Genomic DNA, 19,311 nt, shown 5'->3' with positions numbered 1-19,311 from the left:
GGGCGGGCGATGACAATCTCTTCCCGATCAGCCGCCGATGGCCGTCATGGTCCGGGCGAGGCCTGCGGAATCATCGGAACGAATCATATGACCGGCCGGCTTGGCGTGAAGGGCCTGCTGAAAAAGGATCTTGAGCTGTTTCTCGATCGCTGCGTTATCCCGGCCGTTTCGCAGGGCCGGCTTGAGATGGATCTCCCGATCCGAAAAGAGACAGCTCCGTAAATGTCCGTCGGCGGTCAACCGCAGACGGTTGCAGGAACCGCAGAAGTGGTTGCTCAAAGGACTGATGATCCCGATTTCTCCTTTGCCCCCTTGAATCCGGTAACGAACGGCGGGACCTTCATAGGGATGAGGGGGCACCGGCGAGATATCGGCATGAGATCGGACCGCGTCCAGGATCTCGGTGGCGGGAAGAAAGGAATGCCGGGGGACGGGGCAAAGCCCCATCGGCATCAATTCGACAAAACGTATGTGATAGGGGGACTCCCGGGCCAAGCGGACAAACTCGGGGATTTCATGGTCATTGACCCCCTTCATGACGACCATGTTCAACTTGATCGGAAAAAATCCTTCCGCCTCCGCAGCGGCGATTCCGGCGAAGACCTCATCAATTGCCCCCTGCCGGGTGATCCGGCGGAACCGCTTCGGGTTCAGGGTGTCAAGGCTGATATTGATCCTCCGCACACCTGCGAGATAAAGGGGACGGGCAAGGTCCTTGAGGCGGATGCCGTTGGTGGTCAGGCTGATCTCCACAAGGCCGGGGATGCGGTGAAGACGGGCGATCAGATCGACGACACCGCGACGAATCAGAGGTTCCCCGCCGGTAATACGGATCTTCGTAATTCCCTCCCGGACGGCAAAAGATGCCACCCGGAGGATCTCTTCATAACGGAGGATCTCCTCCCTGGAAAGAAAGGATCGTTCACGGTCGGGCACACAGTAGAGGCATCGAAGATTGCACCGGTCGGTCACGGAGATGCGAAGATAGTTGATGCGACGTTTGTGGAGGTCAAAAAGTGCCATACCCTATCGGTACTGCGGTTTCAATTCGTATTTATCGCTGACGTAACCGTAGACGGGGACCGTAACAATACGACGAAGGGAATTGTTTCGGATCTGCAAATAGCCCTGGTAGACGCCTTCTCTCTTCTTCGGTGTGACGATTACCCGGATTTTGACCGTCTTCTGCGGTTTCACCGTCCGTTCGATCTTTGCGCCACCCGTTGTTTCCACGGCGACGCTGTTTCGCCCGACGAAATTTTCCAGGACGAGTTCCGCCGTTCCCTTGTTACTGACCGAGAGTTCCCGTACCACCGACTCCCCGGGGGGGACGACCCCGATATCGAGACGCATGGGGTTCACAAAGATCTTCGGCTGATCTCCGGCATCCACCTCACCTTCCAGCCGGACCGCCGCCCGGGGTTGTCCGGGATCATTGGAATAAACGGTAATCGTCTTGGTCTGGTGTCCCCGGCGCCCCCGGGAGTTGAAGGTCACTTTCAGCGTCCCACTCTTTCCCGAGGCAATTGTTTTGGCGGAAGTCACCGCCGCCGTGCATCCGCAGGAGGTCTTGACATCGGTGATGACCAGATCGGCGTCTCCCCCGTTACGAAAACTGAATTCATGGGTCACCTCCGTTCCTTCTTTCACCGTTCCAAAATTGTAATCCTTCTCCTGAAAGGATATCCGCGGATTTGCCGCCTCGGCCTGGGACAGGCTGATGAGAAAGCACAGCCCCATGACTGCAAAGAGTACACGCATCTGCCTCATTTCCTTCTCCCTTCCCCCGCATCGTCCGGGATCAATTCCGTCCAACTACTGCGCAGAAAGTATAAAGTTTCCTTGATTTTCTGTCAACCTTATTGTCCGTCGGTCTTGCAGGCTTTCGGCAACAGAAAACCCGCAAAAATCGGAGAATGCTTGACAGGTCCGGGAATCTCTGTCATTACATAGGAACATCTTCGAAGCTCAATGCGGACTCATAAACGCAGCAGGCGGAGAGACTTTTGATGATGCCGGAAATCTTTCAAGGGAGGAACTCAAGATGGCCTATCGAATCAACGATGAATGCGTCGCCTGTGGGGAATGTGAAGCGGTCTGTCCCGTCAGCGCCATTGCCGAGGGGGACCCGACCTACGTGATCGATCCGGAAAAATGCGTCGAATGCAAGGGATTTCATGAAGCGTCCCAGTGTGCCGAGGTCTGCCCCGTTGAGGCCTGTGTGCCGGACCCTGATCACGAGGAAAACGAGGAAATTCTTCTGGCCAGAAAAGAACAAATGGGGTTCTAATCCTGAACGGCTTCTTTGCAAAACGGACGTCTTGTACAGCCGCTCCTTTACGATCGGGACTTGTCCGAACGATCGTAATCATAATCATAATAATAGTAATAGGTATCCTTGAGGGATTCCGGCGCGGAGAACTGATTCAGGATCAACCCGAGAAGATTCGTGCCCTCCAATTGCATAATCGCACGATGTACGTAATCGCGGGGGGTTTCGCCGTCCTTGATCACAAGGAGGACCCCCTCCACCTGGGGCGCCAGAATTGATGTGTCCGTAAAAACATTGATCGGAGAAGTGTCGAGGATGACAAACCGATTGTCATAACGTCCCTTGACCTCCCGCAGCAGTTGACTCATCCGGTTGGAGGCCAGCAGTTCGGAAGGGTTTTCAGGAGGTGTACCGGAGGGAAGGATCGTCAACTTGGGGACTTCCGTTTTGACCAAAAGTTCGGGCAGGTCGCACTCTTCCCGCAGGTAATCAACGAGTCCCCGCTCCGCCTCAATCCCCAGGTGGGTGTGGACCCCCGGTTTTCGCAGATCAGTATCGATCATGAGGACTGTTTCATTCATCCCCTGAGCGACGGAGATCGCCAGATTCAGGGCCGTCGTGGTCTTCCCTTCTCCCTGGACGGCACTTGTCACAAGAATCGTATTTTCCATCCGGCTTTTCATTTTCCGAAGGATTAAAGTACGAAGACGTTTGAACTGTTCCGCAGCCAGAGACTTCGGTTCCAGGAGGGAAACAAGATAGGCGCTCAACTTTGATCGATCGATCGACCGTCCCTGCCACTCCTGAAGGAAGGCATGATTCCCCTCGACCTGTGTCCCCTTCCGTTCCCGTCGAGCCTTTTCCAATCCTTCTTCAATACTCCGCATCTTTTCCCCTGTTCACTTTTTTCGTATTCCTTCAAGATCCGCTATATTGAGGATCTCTTCATAGGTGGTGAGCCCGCTCAGAACCTTCTGCAGAGCGTCCCGATAGAGCGTAACGGTCCCCGCCCGCCGAATGGCGGCAAGGAGTTCATCCCGCCCGGCCCGTTCCAGTACCATTCGACGCATCTCCTCATTCATGCGGACCAGTTCGAAAATGCCGACCGTTCCCAGATAGCCGGTCTCGCCACAATCCCGGCAACCGCTTCCACGGTAAAAGATGACCTCCTTGCTTCCCGCATGATCTTTGATCTCTTCAATAATTTTTCCCGGAGGGAGATAACTTTCCGAGCAGTGGGGGCAAATTCGCCGTACCATCCGTTGACTCAACACGGCGGTAACCGCCTGGGAAATCAGGAAGGGAGGGATTCCCATATCGAGAAGGTGTAGAACGGCACCGGCCGCATCGTTGTAGTTGAGCCGTCCCAGCACAAGGGTGCGGGAGAGGGAGGACTGAAGGGAGTGTCCAATCGCCTTGGCATGATTCATATCCCCCAACATCATGACGTCGGGATCCTGGGCCAGGATGGCACGAACTCCCTCGGCATAGGAAAACCCCGCTTTTTCATTCGGCTGTCCCTGGAAGATCCCTTCGATCAGGTTCTTGATCGGGTTCTCAAAGGTATAGAGGCTCTTTTCCGGCTGGTTTAAATAATTCAAGGTGGAATAAATCGTGGAGGTTTTCCCACTGTTGTTGGGGCCCACCACCAAGACAAAGCCCCGTTTGGCGCTCACCAGTTGTTTGTACGCCTGGAGAACATCCGGATGCATCCCCAGAGATTCCAGATCGAGAGTCTTCTGATACTGGGCATGGAGACTTAAGACCATGCTCTCCCCGTAACGGGTGGGAAAGGTCGACACCTTGACATCGACGAACCGTCCCCGGGACCGGATCTGAAAATAGTTTTCCTGGGGAAGATTGTGCTTCGTAATATCCAGGGTGCTTAAGATCTTCAAGCGGTTGATGATATTGATGTGGTGTTTTTTCGCCGGAGTGGTTAGTTCCGTCAGGACTCCGTCGATCCGAAGCCGGATCTGAAGCGTGTCCATAAGCGGTTCGATATGAACATGGGTCGCCTTTTTGTCGAGCGCCGCCAAAAGAACCAGGTTCACCAACCGGACAACGGGCGCCTCTTCTGAGGAGGAGATAATGTCTTCAATGTCGGCCGGTTCATCCTCGCTCCGGATGATTTCAATATCAACCTCTTCCTTCGCGGACAATTCCGTCTCCCAGTCCAGGGATGTCTCTTCCACGACCTTCTTTTTAAAGAGAGCATCAATCGTCCGGAGGATCGAGATTTCAGCACTAACCACGGGAGCGATTTTAAGACCGGTAATAAAAGAAAGCTCATTGATCACGACAATGTCTCGTGGGTTGGCCATGGCCACGCTGAGGAGGTTTTTGTTCCGCTGCACGGCGACCACGTTGTGTTCCCGACAGTATTTTTCGGGAATGAGGTGAGCCGCATGCGTGTCGATTCGGTATTGTTCCAGGCTGATGAAGGGAACGTTATACTGCCGGGCCAACAGATAGTCGAGATCTTCCGAGGTCAGAAACCCCATCTTGATCAAGACGGAACCGAGCCGTTCCCGGGTTCGTTTCTGCTCTTCCAGCGCACGGGAAAGCTGCTCTTCGTCGACAACTTTCAGCTCCCGCAGGAGTTGGCCGATCTTCTGTTTCTGATTTTTTTCCGTCACCCTTCACATCCTTCCATATGCAAGACGAGACATCCTTTACGCGACACCTTCAATATCCATTTTCAAGGAGAGGGCAATCAGATTCACCAGGGCGACCAGCACCCGGGTCTCCTGAAGAGATGCCTCTCCCTGCTCCCGGTCCGCATACCACAGGGCGACGACCTTTCCCAGAACTTCCAACGGATAGAGAAGCTGCCAGGAAGGGGGAGCCGGGAGAAAACGATCCAGAAACTCACGGTAGGAATCCTCTTCCGGCGGTGGGCCGGTAAAAACAGTTTTCTTGTTCAGGCCGACGAGAAAGGGGATCCGGCCGTGTTCCACGGAGACCTTGGCCACCGTCTCTCCGAAATCCGCCCGGAGGTTCGACCGGCCCAGATAACCATTCAGATACTTCTTGCCCCACAGAAAGAGGGCCACATGGTCGAACCGCTCCGCCAAAAATTTCAGGACCTCCTCAATGGCATGGTCCACATTCCCCTGCCGAACCAGTAGATCACTCACCCGGTAGTAGAGATCATGGATCTTTGTCTCTTCAATCGAGTGACTCCCGAGACGATTGATTTCCGCACGGGCATTCATCAGATTTTCCATCAGATCATCGCGGAGGATCTCCGCCCGCTCCCGATAATACTGCTGATAATATTGCTGGATACTGAGATCGAGGCAATATCCTAACTCCCGGATATAGGCTTGGAAGACCTGCTCAAAATTTCGAGAGGAAAGGACGTCCAGGTCCGGTTTCACCAGGCAGAAGATCCCGCCTGAAAAGAGGATTTTTCTACGCAGATTTGAAATTGGATACGAGGTGGAAACCAGAATGGGAATCTCCGGATGTTCCTGATGCAGGGTCTCCATGAAAGAGAGACCTTCTAATTGCATCTCTTTTTTCCGGTGCGGAAAATCAACATCGGTCACCACGATCGGGCTGTAGCCCTGTTCCAGCAGGTGGTCAATCTGTGCCCGGGCCTTCGTGACATTCCCGGCCCCCTTGATGCTGAAATTGTGTTTCACCAGTTCATCGTGGACCATCATCCGCATCCGCGAATCTCCTTCAACCAGCAGAATGATAATCCGGGGCTCAAACCGTTCCGCCCGCGAGAAGGTTCTTTCCATATCGGACTGGAATCGGTGGAAAAGGCATGAATCGGGAGACTTTTCCACCCACTCCATCACCCCGCGGGGGAGTTCTTCTTTCAGTTTCATCATACGTTCCTTCTGCTCCAGAATTTTACCCGGACAAAGTCCCACCGGATGCTTCTTTCGCCGGGAACGCCGTTCAAAAGTAAAACGCCCCTTTTGCCACATGGCGAGATGGAGGACGGCTTCTTCGATCTGGAAGGTCAGGAACTCCTGAAGACGTTCCGGAGGAAGGAGTCCCCGTTCCACCAGAAGTTCTCCCAAGGCATGTTTGGGGTGATTTTCCTGATCCTGCAGTGCCTGATAGAGATCGGCGGGACGGATGACCCCTTCGAGAATCAACCGCTGTCCGATCCGTTCCCGGACAAAAGGAGAAGCGGCCGCATAGATCCGTCCGTTTTCAAAAGCCACTTCACCGATCATCCCCTCTCCTTTCAGATAGAGGACACCCGTTTGTTCTTCCGATTCCGCCTGCAGGAGAAGTGCCGAAACCGACACATCCTGAAGCAATCCTTGAATTTCCATTACAACCTCTGTTCTCTCCACCCACCGGGGCATCCCCGGGGCAATTGCTTACGATCCTTTCAAAATTTCACGGATGAGCATATTGAACCGTCGGCCCGGCGCCGAAGCCTTTCCGGCGGGTTCGGCTCCGGACAGCCCAGCCGTCCTTTCAACCCCGTCCTCCCCCGCCAAAACGGGTAAGGCCGACCGGACCTCTTGGGCCGGAAAGAGCGGGTCCTTTCTCTCCATCGCCAAAATCAGGTTGTACAACTCACCGAGCTTCTTTTCCAGCAGTCTGTCCCGCCGGGTTACCTTTTCCGTCATCTCGTCGACGGCGAATGTCTTGTTCTCTAAAAGCCGTGAACTCTCCTGGATATTCTCAATCTTGCTCAGCAGGCGTTCCTCCTTTTTCTGAAGAGAAGAAAATTGCCGTTCGATTTTTTCCAGTCGGGACTGAATTTTGTCGTCTTTTTCCGTTGAAGCATGAAAAAGCTTTTTCTGAAAACCGAGAGTATCAATATCGGACTTCAACCGTTCCACACGATGAATCAGGTCTTTCCGAAACTCCTGATCCTGTATACCCTGCATGTTTGAGGAGGAACCCCCGGGGGGCGGCCCCTGTGCTTTTTCCTTTCGTTCCGTCCGGATCTCCTTTTCGAGAAATCCCAGCCGGCTCATTAGCTCCTCCGCCTTCCGGCGTACCAGGGCCTGCTGTTTCTCCAGGTCCTTCAAACGCTCCTCCATCGGCCTTTCGCTTCCCAGGTGGTCCAGAAGGACCTTTTTCTGCTCCAGCTCCTGGAGGATACTTCGCAGTTCTTCCATCTTATCGTTCAGGTCGGTTTCTCGTTCCTGCAGACGTTGCTGGATGCCTTCCAACGCTTCCATTTTCTGCTTCAGGAGCTGATCGGCCGACCCGGCCGCAGAGGAGGAAGACATTTCCGACTTCCATTCCCGCATCCTGCGAAGTTGCTGATCAACTTCCAGGACCTTGTTCTGAATCTCGATCTTTTTCTCTTCCAGACTTTCTTTGACGGCATTGACCTCGTTGAGGCGGGTGGAAACCTCAAGGAGTTTCCGGTGGATCTCCTGTTCCCGGGAAAAGAGCATCTCCTCCCGCGCCTTTAATGTGGCCTGCTTCTTCGGGTCCTGCTCCTTTTCAACATTCAACAACTGTTCATAAAGGAGCAGACTCTCCTCTCCCTTCCCGGCATAGACGGACTGCATCCGGTTGTAGAGGTCCTGAAACTTTCTGTTCAGTTCCACGGCATTCTGATCCAGTACCGTCGTCATCACCTGTCGAGGCTGCGTTGCTGCCCGCGGCGCTCCATCACCGATCTCCTGCAACTCTTCCATGACACTGTGGAGGAGCTTTTCATCCAGCCTCTTCGTTCCTTCCACATAGCCTAAGCGGAGTGCAGCATCCGAGATGACATTGATCAACCTCGGGATGCCTCCGGCATAGTCATAAATGAGCTTCAGTGCTTCCGGAGCAAAAAGATCCATCGGCGCCCCCCCGGCAACTTTGAGCCGATGGTTCACATAGCCTGCACACTCCTGTTCGTTTAGCGGACCGAGATGATACTGTACGGTGATCCGCTGTTTCAGCTGCTCTAATATGGGGAGATTCAGTTTGTGTCGAAGCTGCGGCTGTCCGACCATGACGATCTGCACCAGCTTTTCCGTGTTGGTCTCAAGATTCGAGATCATCCGCAACTCTTCCAGGGCATTGATACTGAGATTCTGAGCCTCATCAATCACCAGGATCGCTTCTTTTTTCTCAGCGAAGGCCGTCAGCAGAACACGCGTCAGCATGGAGAGTAGCTGGGGTTTTGTTTTCCGACTCTCCACCTCCACACCGAATTCATTGAGGACATGCTCAAGCAACTCCTGCGCATTGAAATTCGTGTTGATGACGCGGGCCACCTGAGTGCTCGCCGGCAGACTGTTCATCAGGACCCGGAGCAGGAGGGTCTTGCCGGACCCCACCTCCCCGGTAATGACAACGAAACCGTTCCGGTCCTCGATCCCGTATTGTAGATGACTCAGAGCCGTCTTATGTGCTTCGCTCATATAGAGAAAACGGGGATCCGGTACAAGTTTGAAGGGTTTTTCTTTGAATCCGTAAAATGCAGTATACATGAGCAGCGGTACTCACATGTTAAGTTTCAAAACATGAAATCATCGGATTGACACATGGAAAACGGCAAAGGCGATTGTCCCCGCAACACAGAGCAGGAACAAAAAAGAACCCAGGATCCACTGGATCCGCCGGTGTTTTTTCTTTCGCAGACTCTCCTCTGTTTCAATCACCGGGACGGCCGCCAGAACCGGCAGACCAAAAACCTCTTCGGCTTCACGGACCCCCCAGGTCGATGAATTGAAATAGTCCTTGAGAAAAATGGAGCCGGCGCCGGCGGCACATCCCAGCGCCAGGCCCGCGAGAAGAAAATGGAGCAGGTTCGGTTTTACCGGGAAAACGGGAAGATTCGGCGGATCGACAACCTCGAACCGGGTTCCTCCCTGATTCACTTCGAGCGCCTTTGAGATTCGAGCCTCCTGCAGTTTCATCAGGAGCATCTGGTAGATCTTTTCATTAACATTATAATCCCGCTGAAGTCCCACGAGTTCTTTTTCACGATTCGGAATGCTCCGCACCTTCTTTTCAAGTTCCCGGATCTCTCCCTTCAGGATTTGCTCCTTGTGTTTCAGCGTCCCGATACTGATCTCGATGTTATTCAGATTCTCCTTCAGTTTCTGGTGCAACGGATTCAGCGTCGTAAATTCGTCGGACCGAGGGAGACCCGGTCCACTCTTCGCCCCCGGGACACTTCCCTCCTTTTTTAGCTTTTCAATTTCCGAACGAATCCGGATCACATCAGGGTGTTTTTCCGTATAATTCGCCAGGAGCTGACTTAGCTGGAATTGCAGAACCTTGATCTTGTCTACCGTTGAAGTCGCCCCTCCGCTCATCATGGAGACCACCATCGGTTTTTCACCGGACAACTGTTTCGCAATCAGCTCTTTTTTTTGAATGTCCTCCTGCAACTCCAGCGAGGTCGAGGCCAGCGTATCGCGCAGACGCTGAAGCTGGACCAGGCTGGCATTCTCTTTTCCAGGCATTTCATCAATGTGGGCCAGTTTGAACTTCCTCAATGCTTCTTCGGACGCCTGAAGCTTTTTTTTGTATAAATCCTTCTGTTTCTTGATAAAGCCGACGGAAGAATATGCCTCATTTCGCTTGAGCGCAAGGCTTTCTTCAATAAAGATGGACGACAGGGTCTGCGTAAAACGCATCGCCCCTTCGGGATCATGATCCTGAAAGGCAATGGAAAAAAGACCCGCTCCGATACTGCGGATCTTGACCCGCTTCCGGACCGACATCAAGAGACGTTCTCTCTGCTCAACCGAGGCAATATCCCCGTCCAGTTTCATCTCCTTGATGGCACGATTCAGCGAAGTCCGGCTCAGTATCATCTCTTCCAGGGTTTTCAGGTTCGACCTCGGGTCTTCCCGGACCAGTTTCCCGGTTCCGATCGGATTGGGCTGTTCCTTCTGTGCTCGGATCACCGTAGTCGATTCATAGACCTTGGGGAAGAAAAGGCTGCTCAGGGAGACCGTTGTAAACACCGCCACAAAAAGGCTGAAAAAGAGTGTCCGGTTTCTCAGGAACAAATAATAGTATATCTTGATGTCTGTATTTGTCTGGTTTGTCATGGCTTCTCACTGAATTTGAAACGATGCAACTATATTATTATATTGGATTCAAGGCTACAACTCAATGAAAAATACCCGTGGATTAAAAATGATAAAGTCGTAAAAAGTCGTTTTCCGGATTCCGTTCATGGTTCGACAGTCTCACCACGAACGGTCCATTAAACTTTCCGAGCATGTGGTTCGGCAAGCTCACCATGCTCGGAAGCTTGCCGAACCACAAGAACGGAATATCAATAACTTACACCATTCGCCCTGAGCAAGGCTCTCCTGAGCCGGCCGAAGGGTCGAAGGGCTTCGTGACTTTTTACGACACCATCAAAAATTACAACGGGGTGGTTTTTCGCTCCCGGACATCGACCCTGCCGTAGCCCTGCGCCGTCAGAGGAAGATAGAGAATCACCCGGGTCCCTTTTTTCGGTGCACTTTGAATCTCGACTTCGCCGCCGTGCTCCTTGAGGACCTTGTCCACAAAGGAGAGTCCCAGCCCGGTTCCCCCTTTCCGGGTGGTGTAAAAGGGTTCAAAGATATGCTCCCGGACTTCCGGGGCAATCCCGTTCCCGTTATCGGCAAAGGTAATCTGCAAACAGCCGGGCTTTGGGACAGCCTTTTTCAGCGAGACGGTAAGTTCCCCCCGTTCCGGCATGGCCTGCAGGGCATTCAAAATAATATTGATGAAAACCTGTTTCATCTGTTTATGGTTGACGGAGATCTCCGGCAGGGAGCGGGCAAAAGACTTTTTGATGGTCACATTCTGTTCCTTCGCCTGATATCCGATAAAACGGAGGACCTGCTGCAGGAGGATCCTGATATCGATGGGGCTCATTTCCAACTGCTCCACGCTGCTGTAGGAGAGAAATTCCGTTGCCATATCGGAGAGGCGTTCGATCTCCTGTTCCACCACATTGAGCTTCTCGGAAATCCTGCTTTTTTCCGGCTTCTCCTTGGCAATCTCCTTTTTCAGCAATTCCAGATAGATCACAATGGCATTCAGGGGGTTTTTGATTTCATGGGCGACCCCGGCCGCCACGGACCCCATGATGGAAAATCGTTCCATCTGCATCATCCGGGAGTGCACCTTGTGCAACTGACGGTTCGATTCGGCTAACTGGAAGATCTTCTCCTGCAGGATTGAATAGAGTTTTGAATTGGAAATGGCCGTCGCCGCCTGGTTGGCGAATACACTGAGGATCTGGAGGGTGTCCTTTCCGACCGCCCGTCCGGAAAAACGGTTGTCGGTGAGGATCACGCCGATGGGGCTTTCATGTTCAATGAGGGGAATGGCCAGAAAACTGCGGGTCTTGCCCAGGACCTTTTTCAAGGCCGGATCTATGGGGACCTTCCGTTCCCCCCGGCTCTGTAAGATGACAGGGCCCTTTCCAAAAAGGGCGGCTACGGGGTAGACCGATTTGTCCCGGGTAGAGAAGGAAAGAGACCGGGCCAGATCATCAAAGGAGGCGTCCTCCTCTCCAACACGGATTTCCTGCCGGCGGATTTTCTCGTAAAAGGATCTTTCATCCATCCCGTAGGTCCGCCGCCTTTTGACGGAAAGAGCCTCCTTCCGGCTGGAGGGTCCGACCCCCATTTTCCCCTCGAGGCAGGTCATGTTTTCATTCAAGAGGAGCAGCATGGCCCGGTTGAACCCGAACCCTTCGTTGGCCGTCAGAGAGGTGAGGATCACGAGCAATTTTTCATCGAGCGACAACGGACTCTGAAGGATCTGGTTCAAATCATAGAGAGCGATCAATCGCTCATTCTGATGCTTGATATGTTTCGTCGCCTCTTCGACCTGATGGAGGGTCCGAAGATTTTCCGCCGACGTCTCGGCAATCAGGTTGGCAATCGCTACGAGAAGATCAAGGGTTGCCGTTACCTGTTCCTTGGAAACCGTCCGGATCTGCCCGAAGATTGTTCCCGGGATGTCCAGTTCCCGGATACTGCGTCGGAACTTGTTCTGTGGAAAAGGACTGCCATCATGAAGGAGAGTACTGGTACAGCCGTTCAGAACCGCCACAATCCGGTTGTCGACCCACACCGGCGCCGTGACCTTGACCATCCCCGCATGGCAGGAGAAGATGGAGGACTTTCCCTCCTCCATGACCCGTTTGTGCCCTTTGGCCATGCTCTCCCGGCAACGGAAGCTCCCTTCCTTGTGGTCCAGGACATACTTGCAAAAGGGCGGTCGTTCCGGGGGGGGGGCTGTCAGGAAGAACCCCTCCGTATCAAGCAGAAAAAGGGTCTGACCGAGGCCGATGGAGGCCTTTTTCAGGATCTTCTCGAAGGCGAAAAGATCGAGATCATAGATCGTCCACTGGTCGCCCGGCTTATTTTTTTTCTTCATCCGGAAGAATCGCTCCACCCGCCATGGGATTGCATCGGGAACTTACCCCTCTTCGTAACGGCTCAGGTTGCTTCTATTTTCCCGCAGGACAAGGCATGAGGAGCGCAAAACCGGAGGCGTATTTTTCATACGTTGAGGATTTGAGCACCGCAATACCTCAAGATTCCCTAATTGAATAGCCGCTGAAAGCGGCAACAATTATATAAAGCGAGACACGCGACGTTCTGCAACATGGTTGCAGAACGGCATGCGTAACGCAGTCATGCGGGAAAAGAGAGGTGACCTGAGTCGTTACCCCACTTCGTCATAATATCGCATCCGGAAACCGACTTGCAACTCCTCCGAAGCAATTTTCATACAGGCTTCCACATCGACATCGGGCAGATCGAGGACGGTGACACTCACCTCGGCAATCTCCCGGGCCTGCCGGATGAAATCGCGCACCGCCTCATAGGTCCCGGAACCGAAACGGGGCCGACAGATGGCCCGGTATTTCTCTTCATTTTCCGTGTTGAGACTCACCGAAAAGGCATCGACCAGACCGGACAGCTCGGGCACGATCTTCCGTCCGTGAATCAGGTCTCCCTGACCGTTGGTGTTGATGCGAACCCGGCCTCCTTGCTCGTGAATCCATGCCGCAACTTCCTTAACAAGTCCGATACGGATCAGCGGCTCCCCGTACCCGCAGAAAACGACTTCACGATACTCCTTCGGGTCCCCGATGGAGCGGATCACATCAGCGGCCCCGGGCTCACGATCCAGCCGGAGGTTATGCCCCTTCACGAAATCACTGTGGTTGCGGACGCAGAAACCGCACGCATTGGTGCAACGGTTGGTAATATTCAGATAGAGGGAATCCCGGATCCGGTAGGCGATCTTCCCTTCGGTGTCCGCCGAACCCATGGAGAAGAGTTCCCGCGCGTTGTGACGGGTGATTCGGGCCACATCCTCCACTGTCAGCCCCTTGAGATCGGCCAGGACCTCCGCGACATAACGAACATAGGCCGGTTCGTTCCGTTTGCCCCGTACCGGCTGCGGGGCAAGATAGGGACAGTCGGTCTCGATGAGCATTTTCTCGATCGGGATTTCCCGGGCGATCTCCCGAAGGTTCCCGGCATTCTTAAAGGTCAGAGTCCCGGAAAAGGAGATGAAGAGACCGAGTTCCAGCGCCTGCCGCGCCATCTCCCGGCTGCCGGAGAAACAGTGAATCACCCCCCCGGTTCCGGATACCCCCTCTTCCCGCAGGACCCGCATGGTCTCGGCCTCCGCCTCCCGGGAGTGAACCACAAGGGGGAGGGAGAGTTCTTTCGCCAGGCGGACCTGCGCCCGGAAGGCGGCCTCCTGCTCCGCCGCGGAAGAATGATCATAGTGAAAATCGAAACCGATCTCCCCCAGGGCCACCACCCTTTCACCGGCGCAACGGGTCCGCAGGGATTGCGCCAACGCCTCCGACCAGGAGGAAGCTTCATGAGGATGAAGACCCAGCGCGGCATAGATCTCCACCGCCCCCTCCATCCGGGCCAGAGCGCAGACTCCTTCCCACTCGGAAGGATCGGTTCCCACCGTGAGGATCGTATCAACCCCCGCCGCATGGGCCCGGGCCAGGACCTCGGACCGGTCTTCTTTAAATTTGTCCATCGTCAGGTGGGCGTGGGAATCGATCAACATGATACAACCTTGCCGCTTAAACGGTTGAAACTTTTTGAACGGTTTGAACAGCTTTTCATTACCGCACCTTCCTCCCCGGTCCGACATTCTCATCAAAACCGACCAGGACAAGTCCATCCTTGCCCTCCACGGCCAGGATCATTCCCCGGGACTCCACCCCCCGAATCTTCGCCGGCTTGAGATTGCAGACGACCACCACCTCCCGGCCGATCAGATCGGCGGGCCGGTATCTTTCCGCAATCCCGGCCACCACCTGGCGGGGATCGGTCTCCCCCGTATCGACCTTCAGCAGGAGGAGCCGGTCCGATTCCGGCACCGGCCCGGCCTCCCGGATCACCCCGGAACGAAGATCAAGGCAGGCAAACTCTTTGAGGGTAAGAAGCTCTTTTTTTCTCTCTTTCTCCGCTTTGACCTCCTTCTTCTTCGGCACGGCAACATCGGGTTTCCTCTCCCGCCGGGGAAAGAGCGGTTCCGCCCTGGAGACGGAAAGCCCATCGGAGGTCTTCCCCCAGACCAGGTTCTCCTTCCGGAAATCCTTCTCCGTCATCCCGAAGAGCAGGGCGCATTTCTTCGCCGTCGCCGGCATGAAGGGAGAGATCAGCAGGGTCACCAGCCGAAGCGTCTCGATGAGATGATACATGACGGCATTCAGCTCGTCATGACGGCCGGGATCCCCGGCGAGGGTCCAGGGCGCCTTCCGGTCGACATAGCGGTTGGCGGCATTGATCAGCCCCCAGATCTCCTGGAGCGCCAGGTGAAAGGCGAGTTTTTCCATGTGACCGTCCACCGCGGCCAGGACCGCTTCGGCCCTCTCCCGCAGTTCCCCGCCTCCGCCGGTCCGTACCGCCTTCCCGCCGCAGTACTTGCCGAGCATGGTCGTCACCCGGGAGAAAAGATTCCCCAGGTCGTTGGCCAGGTCGGAATTAAACCGTCCCACCAGGGCCTTCTCCGAAAAGTCACCGTCCAGACCGAAAGGGACCTCCCGGAGCAGAAAGTAGCGGAAGGGATCGGCGCCGTACCGCTCGACCATCTTCCCCGGATCGACGACGTTCCCCTTCGATTTCGACATCTTCTCCCCGTCCACCGTCCACCAGCCGTGACTGAAAACCTGCTCCGGCAGAGGCAGTCCCGCCGCCATGAGAAAGGTCGGCCAGTAGACGGCATGAAACCGCAGGATATCCTTGCCGATCACATGGACCTTCGCCGGCCAGTAGGTCTCGAAACGTTCCCGATCCGACGGGAACCCCAAGGCCGACAGGTAGTTTGTCAGGGCATCGAACCAGACGTAGATCACATGCCTCGGGTTGCCCGGCACGGGGATCCCCCAGGAGAAGGTGGTACGGCTGATGCTCAGGTCGCGAAGCCCTCCCCGGATGAACTGAACGATTTCATTCCGGCGGGATTCCGGCCGGACAAAGTCGGGATGTTTCTCATAAAAATCGAGGAGCCGGTCGCCGTAGCGGGACATCCGGAAGAAATAGCTCTCCTCGCGGAGCCGTTCGGGAACACGTCCGCAATCCGGGCAGGCCCCGTTCACTAATTGGTGGTCCGTCAGGAAGGTCTCGCAGGGGGTGCAGTACCAATCCTCGTATTCCCCGAGATAGATGTCCCCCTTTTCTTCGACGGTCTTCCAGAGGGACTGCACGGCCTCCCTGTGCCGGGCCTCGGTGGTCCGTATGAAATCATCGTTGGAAATGGTCATCTCCCGCCAGAGCGTCCGGTATCGTCCCACCACCCGGTCGGCCAACTCCTTCGGGGAGATCCCCTGGAGGGCGGCGCTCTTTTCCACTTTCTGCCCGTGTTCATCGGTGCCGGTCAGGAAGAAGACCGAATCCCCCATCATCCTCCGGTACCGGGCCAGGGCATCGGTCGCTGTCGTGGTATAGGCATGGCCGATATGGGGAACATCATTGACATAGTAGATCGGTGTCGTCAGGTAGAAAGGGTTTTTCATGAACTAAGAACTCCCTTTTGATTAATTTTTGCTCTCGCCCCCCGATGTGGAAGAGGCTTTCCCCCGGGGTCTGCGTCTTCGCCGCCGTCTCGGCCGACGTTTTTTGCGCCCCTCTTCCTCATCCTTCTGTATTCCCGTCATTTTCTTCAGCTTGTTTAAAAGGCCGTCCGACTCCCCTTCGGAAGGAGCCGCCTTCCGGGGTTTTGACTGTCCGGCCCTCGGTTTGAAACGAGATCTTGGTTTTGACTTTGCATTCGGTTTCGGTTTTGTCCCGTTATCGGCAACTTCTTTGGGGCCGGATTCGGCCGGTACAGGAGCAAAGGGCGCCGTCTTCTTCTCTTCCCCGGCAAAAAGGTCTCTTTCGAGGGGGAGCCCTTTCCGGAGGTGTGACAGGTCCGGTTCGACAAGATCGACCTTTTTCCCTTCCCTGCCCATGACGGTTATGCTCCCTTGCAGTACGTTATGCGTGCGGACCTTCACCGGCCCGCCGGCCGTCATGATCATTTTTCCCGGTTTGGGCAGGCCTTTCTTGAACCCGTGATAGAAACTGTTTTCGTAGCTAAGGCAGCAGAGCAGCCGGCCGCAGACCCCGGAGATTTTGGCCGGGTTGATGGAGAGGTTCTGATGCTTGGCCATTTTGATCGAGACCGGTTCGAACTCCTGCAGATAGGACCGGCAGCAGAACTCCTTCCCGCAGGGACCGACCCCGCCCAGCATCCTCGCCTCGTCCCGGACACCGATCTGGCGCATCTCAATCCGGACCCGAAGCTGAGAGGCAAGGTCCCGGACAAGTTCCCGGAAATCGATCCGTCCGTCGGCCGTAAAATAGAAGATCACCTTGGACCGGTCGAAAAGATACTCCACCTCGACCAGTTTCATCTGAAGTCGTCGGGCGGCAACCCGGTCGAGACAAATTTTTCGGGCTTTCTGTTCGAGTTGATGGTTCTCCTCCAGTCTTTCCAGGTCCTTCTCGCCAACCACGCGTATAACTTTTTTCAGCGGTTTTTTCAGGTAATCGCTGCTAACCTGCTGAATCCCGCCGGAAAGGGTCCCGCAGGTCAGGCCCTTGTCCGTTTCCACAATCACCCGGTCGCCGACTTTGAGATCAAGGTCTCCGGGATCGAAATTATATTTTTTATTGCTGTTCTTGAAACAGATCGTTACAATTTTTGCCATATTTTCTCCAGCCGTGCTGCCGTCCCGCTCCCTCGGTGGGTCCATCCCGGAAACGGGAGAGGGCTCCTTCATGCGACCAGGCGGCTCAAGGCGATCTCCAGCGCCAGCCTCGGATTTACATTTCGATCCAGTTTTTTCAAGGTCCCCTGCAGCCGGTCAAACTGCTCCAGCAGATCCTCTACTGTCGTCCCCCGGCAGCCCGCCTCAAGATCGGGGATTCGGTCCCGATAGATCAGAACCCCTTCCGGTCCCTGCAGTTTCAGGGCGATCAGATCCCTTGTCCATTCCAGGAGGTAGTGGATAAAATCTACGGCATCGCCGCTATTCTTGGCAAAGCGTGCGCAAAAATCAAAAACAGCGCCCAGGTCTCCTTCCTTCCACCGACCGCTTTCCTTCAGGAACTCTTCCCTGTGGGTGAGAAGATCCTCCGGTTCCACTTCCATAACCCGGGAAAGACTCCCCTGGGCAAAACGGGCCAGTGTCCGCGCTCCTTCTTCCGTCATTCCCCGTTCCCGCATCAGAACCCGCGTCACCAACTCGTCGGACAACGGCCGGAAGCGGACCTTCCGGCTCCGGGAGAGAATCGTTGACGGAAGGAGGTCCGGGAAGGTCGCAATCAGAATCAGGAGAGAATCTCCCGGCGGTTCCTCGAGGGTCTTGAGCAGGGCATTGGCGGCCTGATCGACCATCCGGTCCGCATCGTCGACAATCATGATCTTTTTCCGTCCCTCCATCGCCTTCAGGGAGATGGCTCCCTGGAGTTCCCGGATCTGATCGATATAAATCTTCGACATGGCCCCCTTGGTCCGGGCGACGGGCTGATAAAAATGGACATCGGGATGCCGGTCGTGTGCAACCTTGCGGCAGGCCGGACAATCACCGCAGCCATCAACCCCACCGGTCTCACATTGGAGGGACTGCGCCAGAGCGAAGGCGGTCCGTTTTTTCCCGACGCCGTCCGGGCCGCAGAAGAGATAGGCATGGGGGATCCGTTCATGGCTCCGTTCACGCTGCAAAACCTCTATCGCCTGCGCTTGGCCCAGCACTTCTGAAAAAGACACGGTCTGCAACCTCTCTTCAACGCCCCTACAGACAGGGGCTCAGAAACGATACGATCCCTCGGTGAATCTCGTCGGGGCTTTGGGTTCCGTCGAGGAGACGAAACCGGTCCGGTTCCGCTTCGGCCATCCGGAGATAACTCCCGCGTACCCGTTCATGAAAAGCAACCTCTTCCGCCTCGAAACGCCCTTCTTCCCTTGTCGCCCCTTCCTGATGATTCCGCCGAATCGCACGGGAGAGGCCGATCTCAACAGGAAGATCGATCAGCAGGGTCAGCGCCGGCTTCAACCCTCCCGTAGCCATCTCATTGAGGGTGGCGATGGTTTTTCGGTCCAGCCCCCGGCCATCCCCCTGATAAGCAAGGGTGGCATCGACAAACCGATCGCAGAGAACCCACTCACCCCGGTCAAGGGCCGGCCGGATCAGTTCCCGTATATGCTGGGCACGGTCGGCGGCATAGAGCATCAGCTCTGCCATGGCATCGAGGGTCCGGTTCCGCGTATCGAGGAGGATCTTCCGGATCTGTCGGCCGATTCCGGTCCCCCCCGGTTCCCGGGTTCGGAGAAAGGGGCGTCCCTGACTCTCCATCCAGCGGCAGGTCCGATCGACCTGGGTCGTCTTGCCGCACCCCTCAATTCCTTCGAAAGTGATCAGCTTTCCCTTCATAAGGAGGCAGTATAGGTAATACACCTCGGAAATTCAAGGGAAATGGCTTTCCAGGACTTCCCCCGATTTTTCATAGAGACAGGTGAATCGAAGATCATCGGGATTCGGCAAAGGCAAGATCTAAAGTCAAAAACATTTAACCACGGGGAACAGGAGAGTCACGGGGATAGACCAGGGGGCAAAG

Annotated in this window: 14 protein-coding genes; 1 reads left to right on the top strand and 13 read right to left on the bottom strand. The window is 55.1% G+C overall.

Annotated features, from left to right (window positions below):
* Positions 1 to 27: 27 nt before the first annotated feature.
* Both moaA and GXP58_03015 read right to left on the bottom strand, forming a co-directional pair.
* Entirely contained in the window at positions 28 to 1,023 is a 996-nt protein-coding gene (gene moaA / locus GXP58_03020; protein NOY52574.1) for a GTP 3',8-cyclase MoaA, read from the bottom strand.
* A gap of 3 nt (positions 1,024 to 1,026) precedes the next feature.
* The gene (locus tag GXP58_03015) at positions 1,027 to 1,770 is read right to left on the bottom strand and encodes a DUF1573 domain-containing protein (GenBank protein ID NOY52573.1); all 744 of its coding nucleotides are present in this window, start codon (positions 1,768 to 1,770) and stop codon (positions 1,027 to 1,029) included.
* A gap of 274 nt (positions 1,771 to 2,044) precedes the next feature.
* On the opposite strand from GXP58_03015, the gene GXP58_03010 reads away from it, so the two are divergent.
* Positions 2,045 to 2,290, top strand: a complete 246-nt coding sequence (locus GXP58_03010) for a YfhL family 4Fe-4S dicluster ferredoxin (GenBank protein NOY52572.1) — start codon at positions 2,045 to 2,047, stop codon at positions 2,288 to 2,290.
* Positions 2,291 to 2,337: 47 nt separating this feature from the next.
* Here GXP58_03010 and GXP58_03005 read toward each other — a convergent pair whose 3' ends face one another.
* The 11 genes from GXP58_03005 to GXP58_02955 form a co-directional block, all read right to left on the bottom strand.
* Positions 2,338 to 3,159 carry a polysaccharide biosynthesis tyrosine autokinase gene (locus GXP58_03005; GenBank protein ID NOY52571.1) on the bottom strand — a complete coding sequence of 274 codons (822 nt, stop codon included), beginning with the start codon at positions 3,157 to 3,159 and terminating at the stop codon, positions 2,338 to 2,340.
* A 12-nt stretch (positions 3,160 to 3,171) separates the two neighbouring features.
* Positions 3,172 to 4,911 carry a Flp pilus assembly complex ATPase component gene (gene cpaF, locus GXP58_03000; GenBank protein NOY52570.1) on the bottom strand — a complete coding sequence of 580 codons (1,740 nt, stop codon included), beginning with the start codon at positions 4,909 to 4,911 and terminating at the stop codon, positions 3,172 to 3,174.
* A gap of 36 nt (positions 4,912 to 4,947) precedes the next feature.
* Positions 4,948 to 6,573, bottom strand: a complete 1,626-nt coding sequence (locus GXP58_02995; protein NOY52569.1) for a DUF4388 domain-containing protein — start codon at positions 6,571 to 6,573, stop codon at positions 4,948 to 4,950.
* Between the two features lie 48 nt (positions 6,574 to 6,621).
* Positions 6,622 to 8,691, bottom strand: a complete 2,070-nt coding sequence (locus GXP58_02990; GenBank protein NOY52568.1) for an AAA family ATPase — start codon at positions 8,689 to 8,691, stop codon at positions 6,622 to 6,624.
* A gap of 39 nt (positions 8,692 to 8,730) precedes the next feature.
* Positions 8,731 to 10,266, bottom strand: coding sequence for a hypothetical protein (locus tag GXP58_02985; GenBank protein NOY52567.1), 1,536 nt, complete (start codon positions 10,264 to 10,266; stop codon positions 8,731 to 8,733).
* A 322-nt stretch (positions 10,267 to 10,588) separates the two neighbouring features.
* Positions 10,589 to 12,604 (bottom strand): hypothetical protein, encoded by a 2,016-nt coding sequence (locus GXP58_02980; protein NOY52566.1) that lies wholly within the window; start codon positions 12,602 to 12,604, stop codon positions 10,589 to 10,591.
* A gap of 291 nt (positions 12,605 to 12,895) precedes the next feature.
* Positions 12,896 to 14,272: a YchF/TatD family DNA exonuclease gene (locus tag GXP58_02975; protein NOY52565.1), complete on the bottom strand. Its 1,377-nt coding sequence runs from the start codon at positions 14,270 to 14,272 to the stop codon at positions 12,896 to 12,898.
* A 58-nt stretch (positions 14,273 to 14,330) separates the two neighbouring features.
* Positions 14,331 to 16,226, bottom strand: coding sequence for a methionine--tRNA ligase (gene metG, locus GXP58_02970; protein ID NOY52564.1), 1,896 nt, complete (start codon positions 16,224 to 16,226; stop codon positions 14,331 to 14,333).
* 21 nt (positions 16,227 to 16,247) lie between these two features.
* On the bottom strand, positions 16,248 to 17,402 hold the full coding sequence (locus GXP58_02965) for a stage 0 sporulation family protein (protein NOY52563.1): 1,155 nt from the start codon (positions 17,400 to 17,402) through the stop codon (positions 16,248 to 16,250).
* A gap of 68 nt (positions 17,403 to 17,470) precedes the next feature.
* Positions 17,471 to 18,463: a DNA polymerase III subunit delta' gene (gene holB, locus GXP58_02960; GenBank protein ID NOY52562.1), complete on the bottom strand. Its 993-nt coding sequence runs from the start codon at positions 18,461 to 18,463 to the stop codon at positions 17,471 to 17,473.
* Positions 18,464 to 18,488: 25 nt separating this feature from the next.
* On the bottom strand, positions 18,489 to 19,127 hold the full coding sequence (locus GXP58_02955; protein NOY52561.1) for a dTMP kinase: 639 nt from the start codon (positions 19,125 to 19,127) through the stop codon (positions 18,489 to 18,491).
* Positions 19,128 to 19,311 lie beyond the last annotated feature (184 nt).

The organism is Deltaproteobacteria bacterium (genome assembly GCA_013151235.1).
In the GTDB taxonomy this organism is placed as follows: Bacteria; CG2-30-53-67; CG2-30-53-67; order CG2-30-53-67; family CG2-30-53-67; genus JAADIO01.
This window is presented reverse-complemented; position numbering and strand designations above follow the sequence as displayed.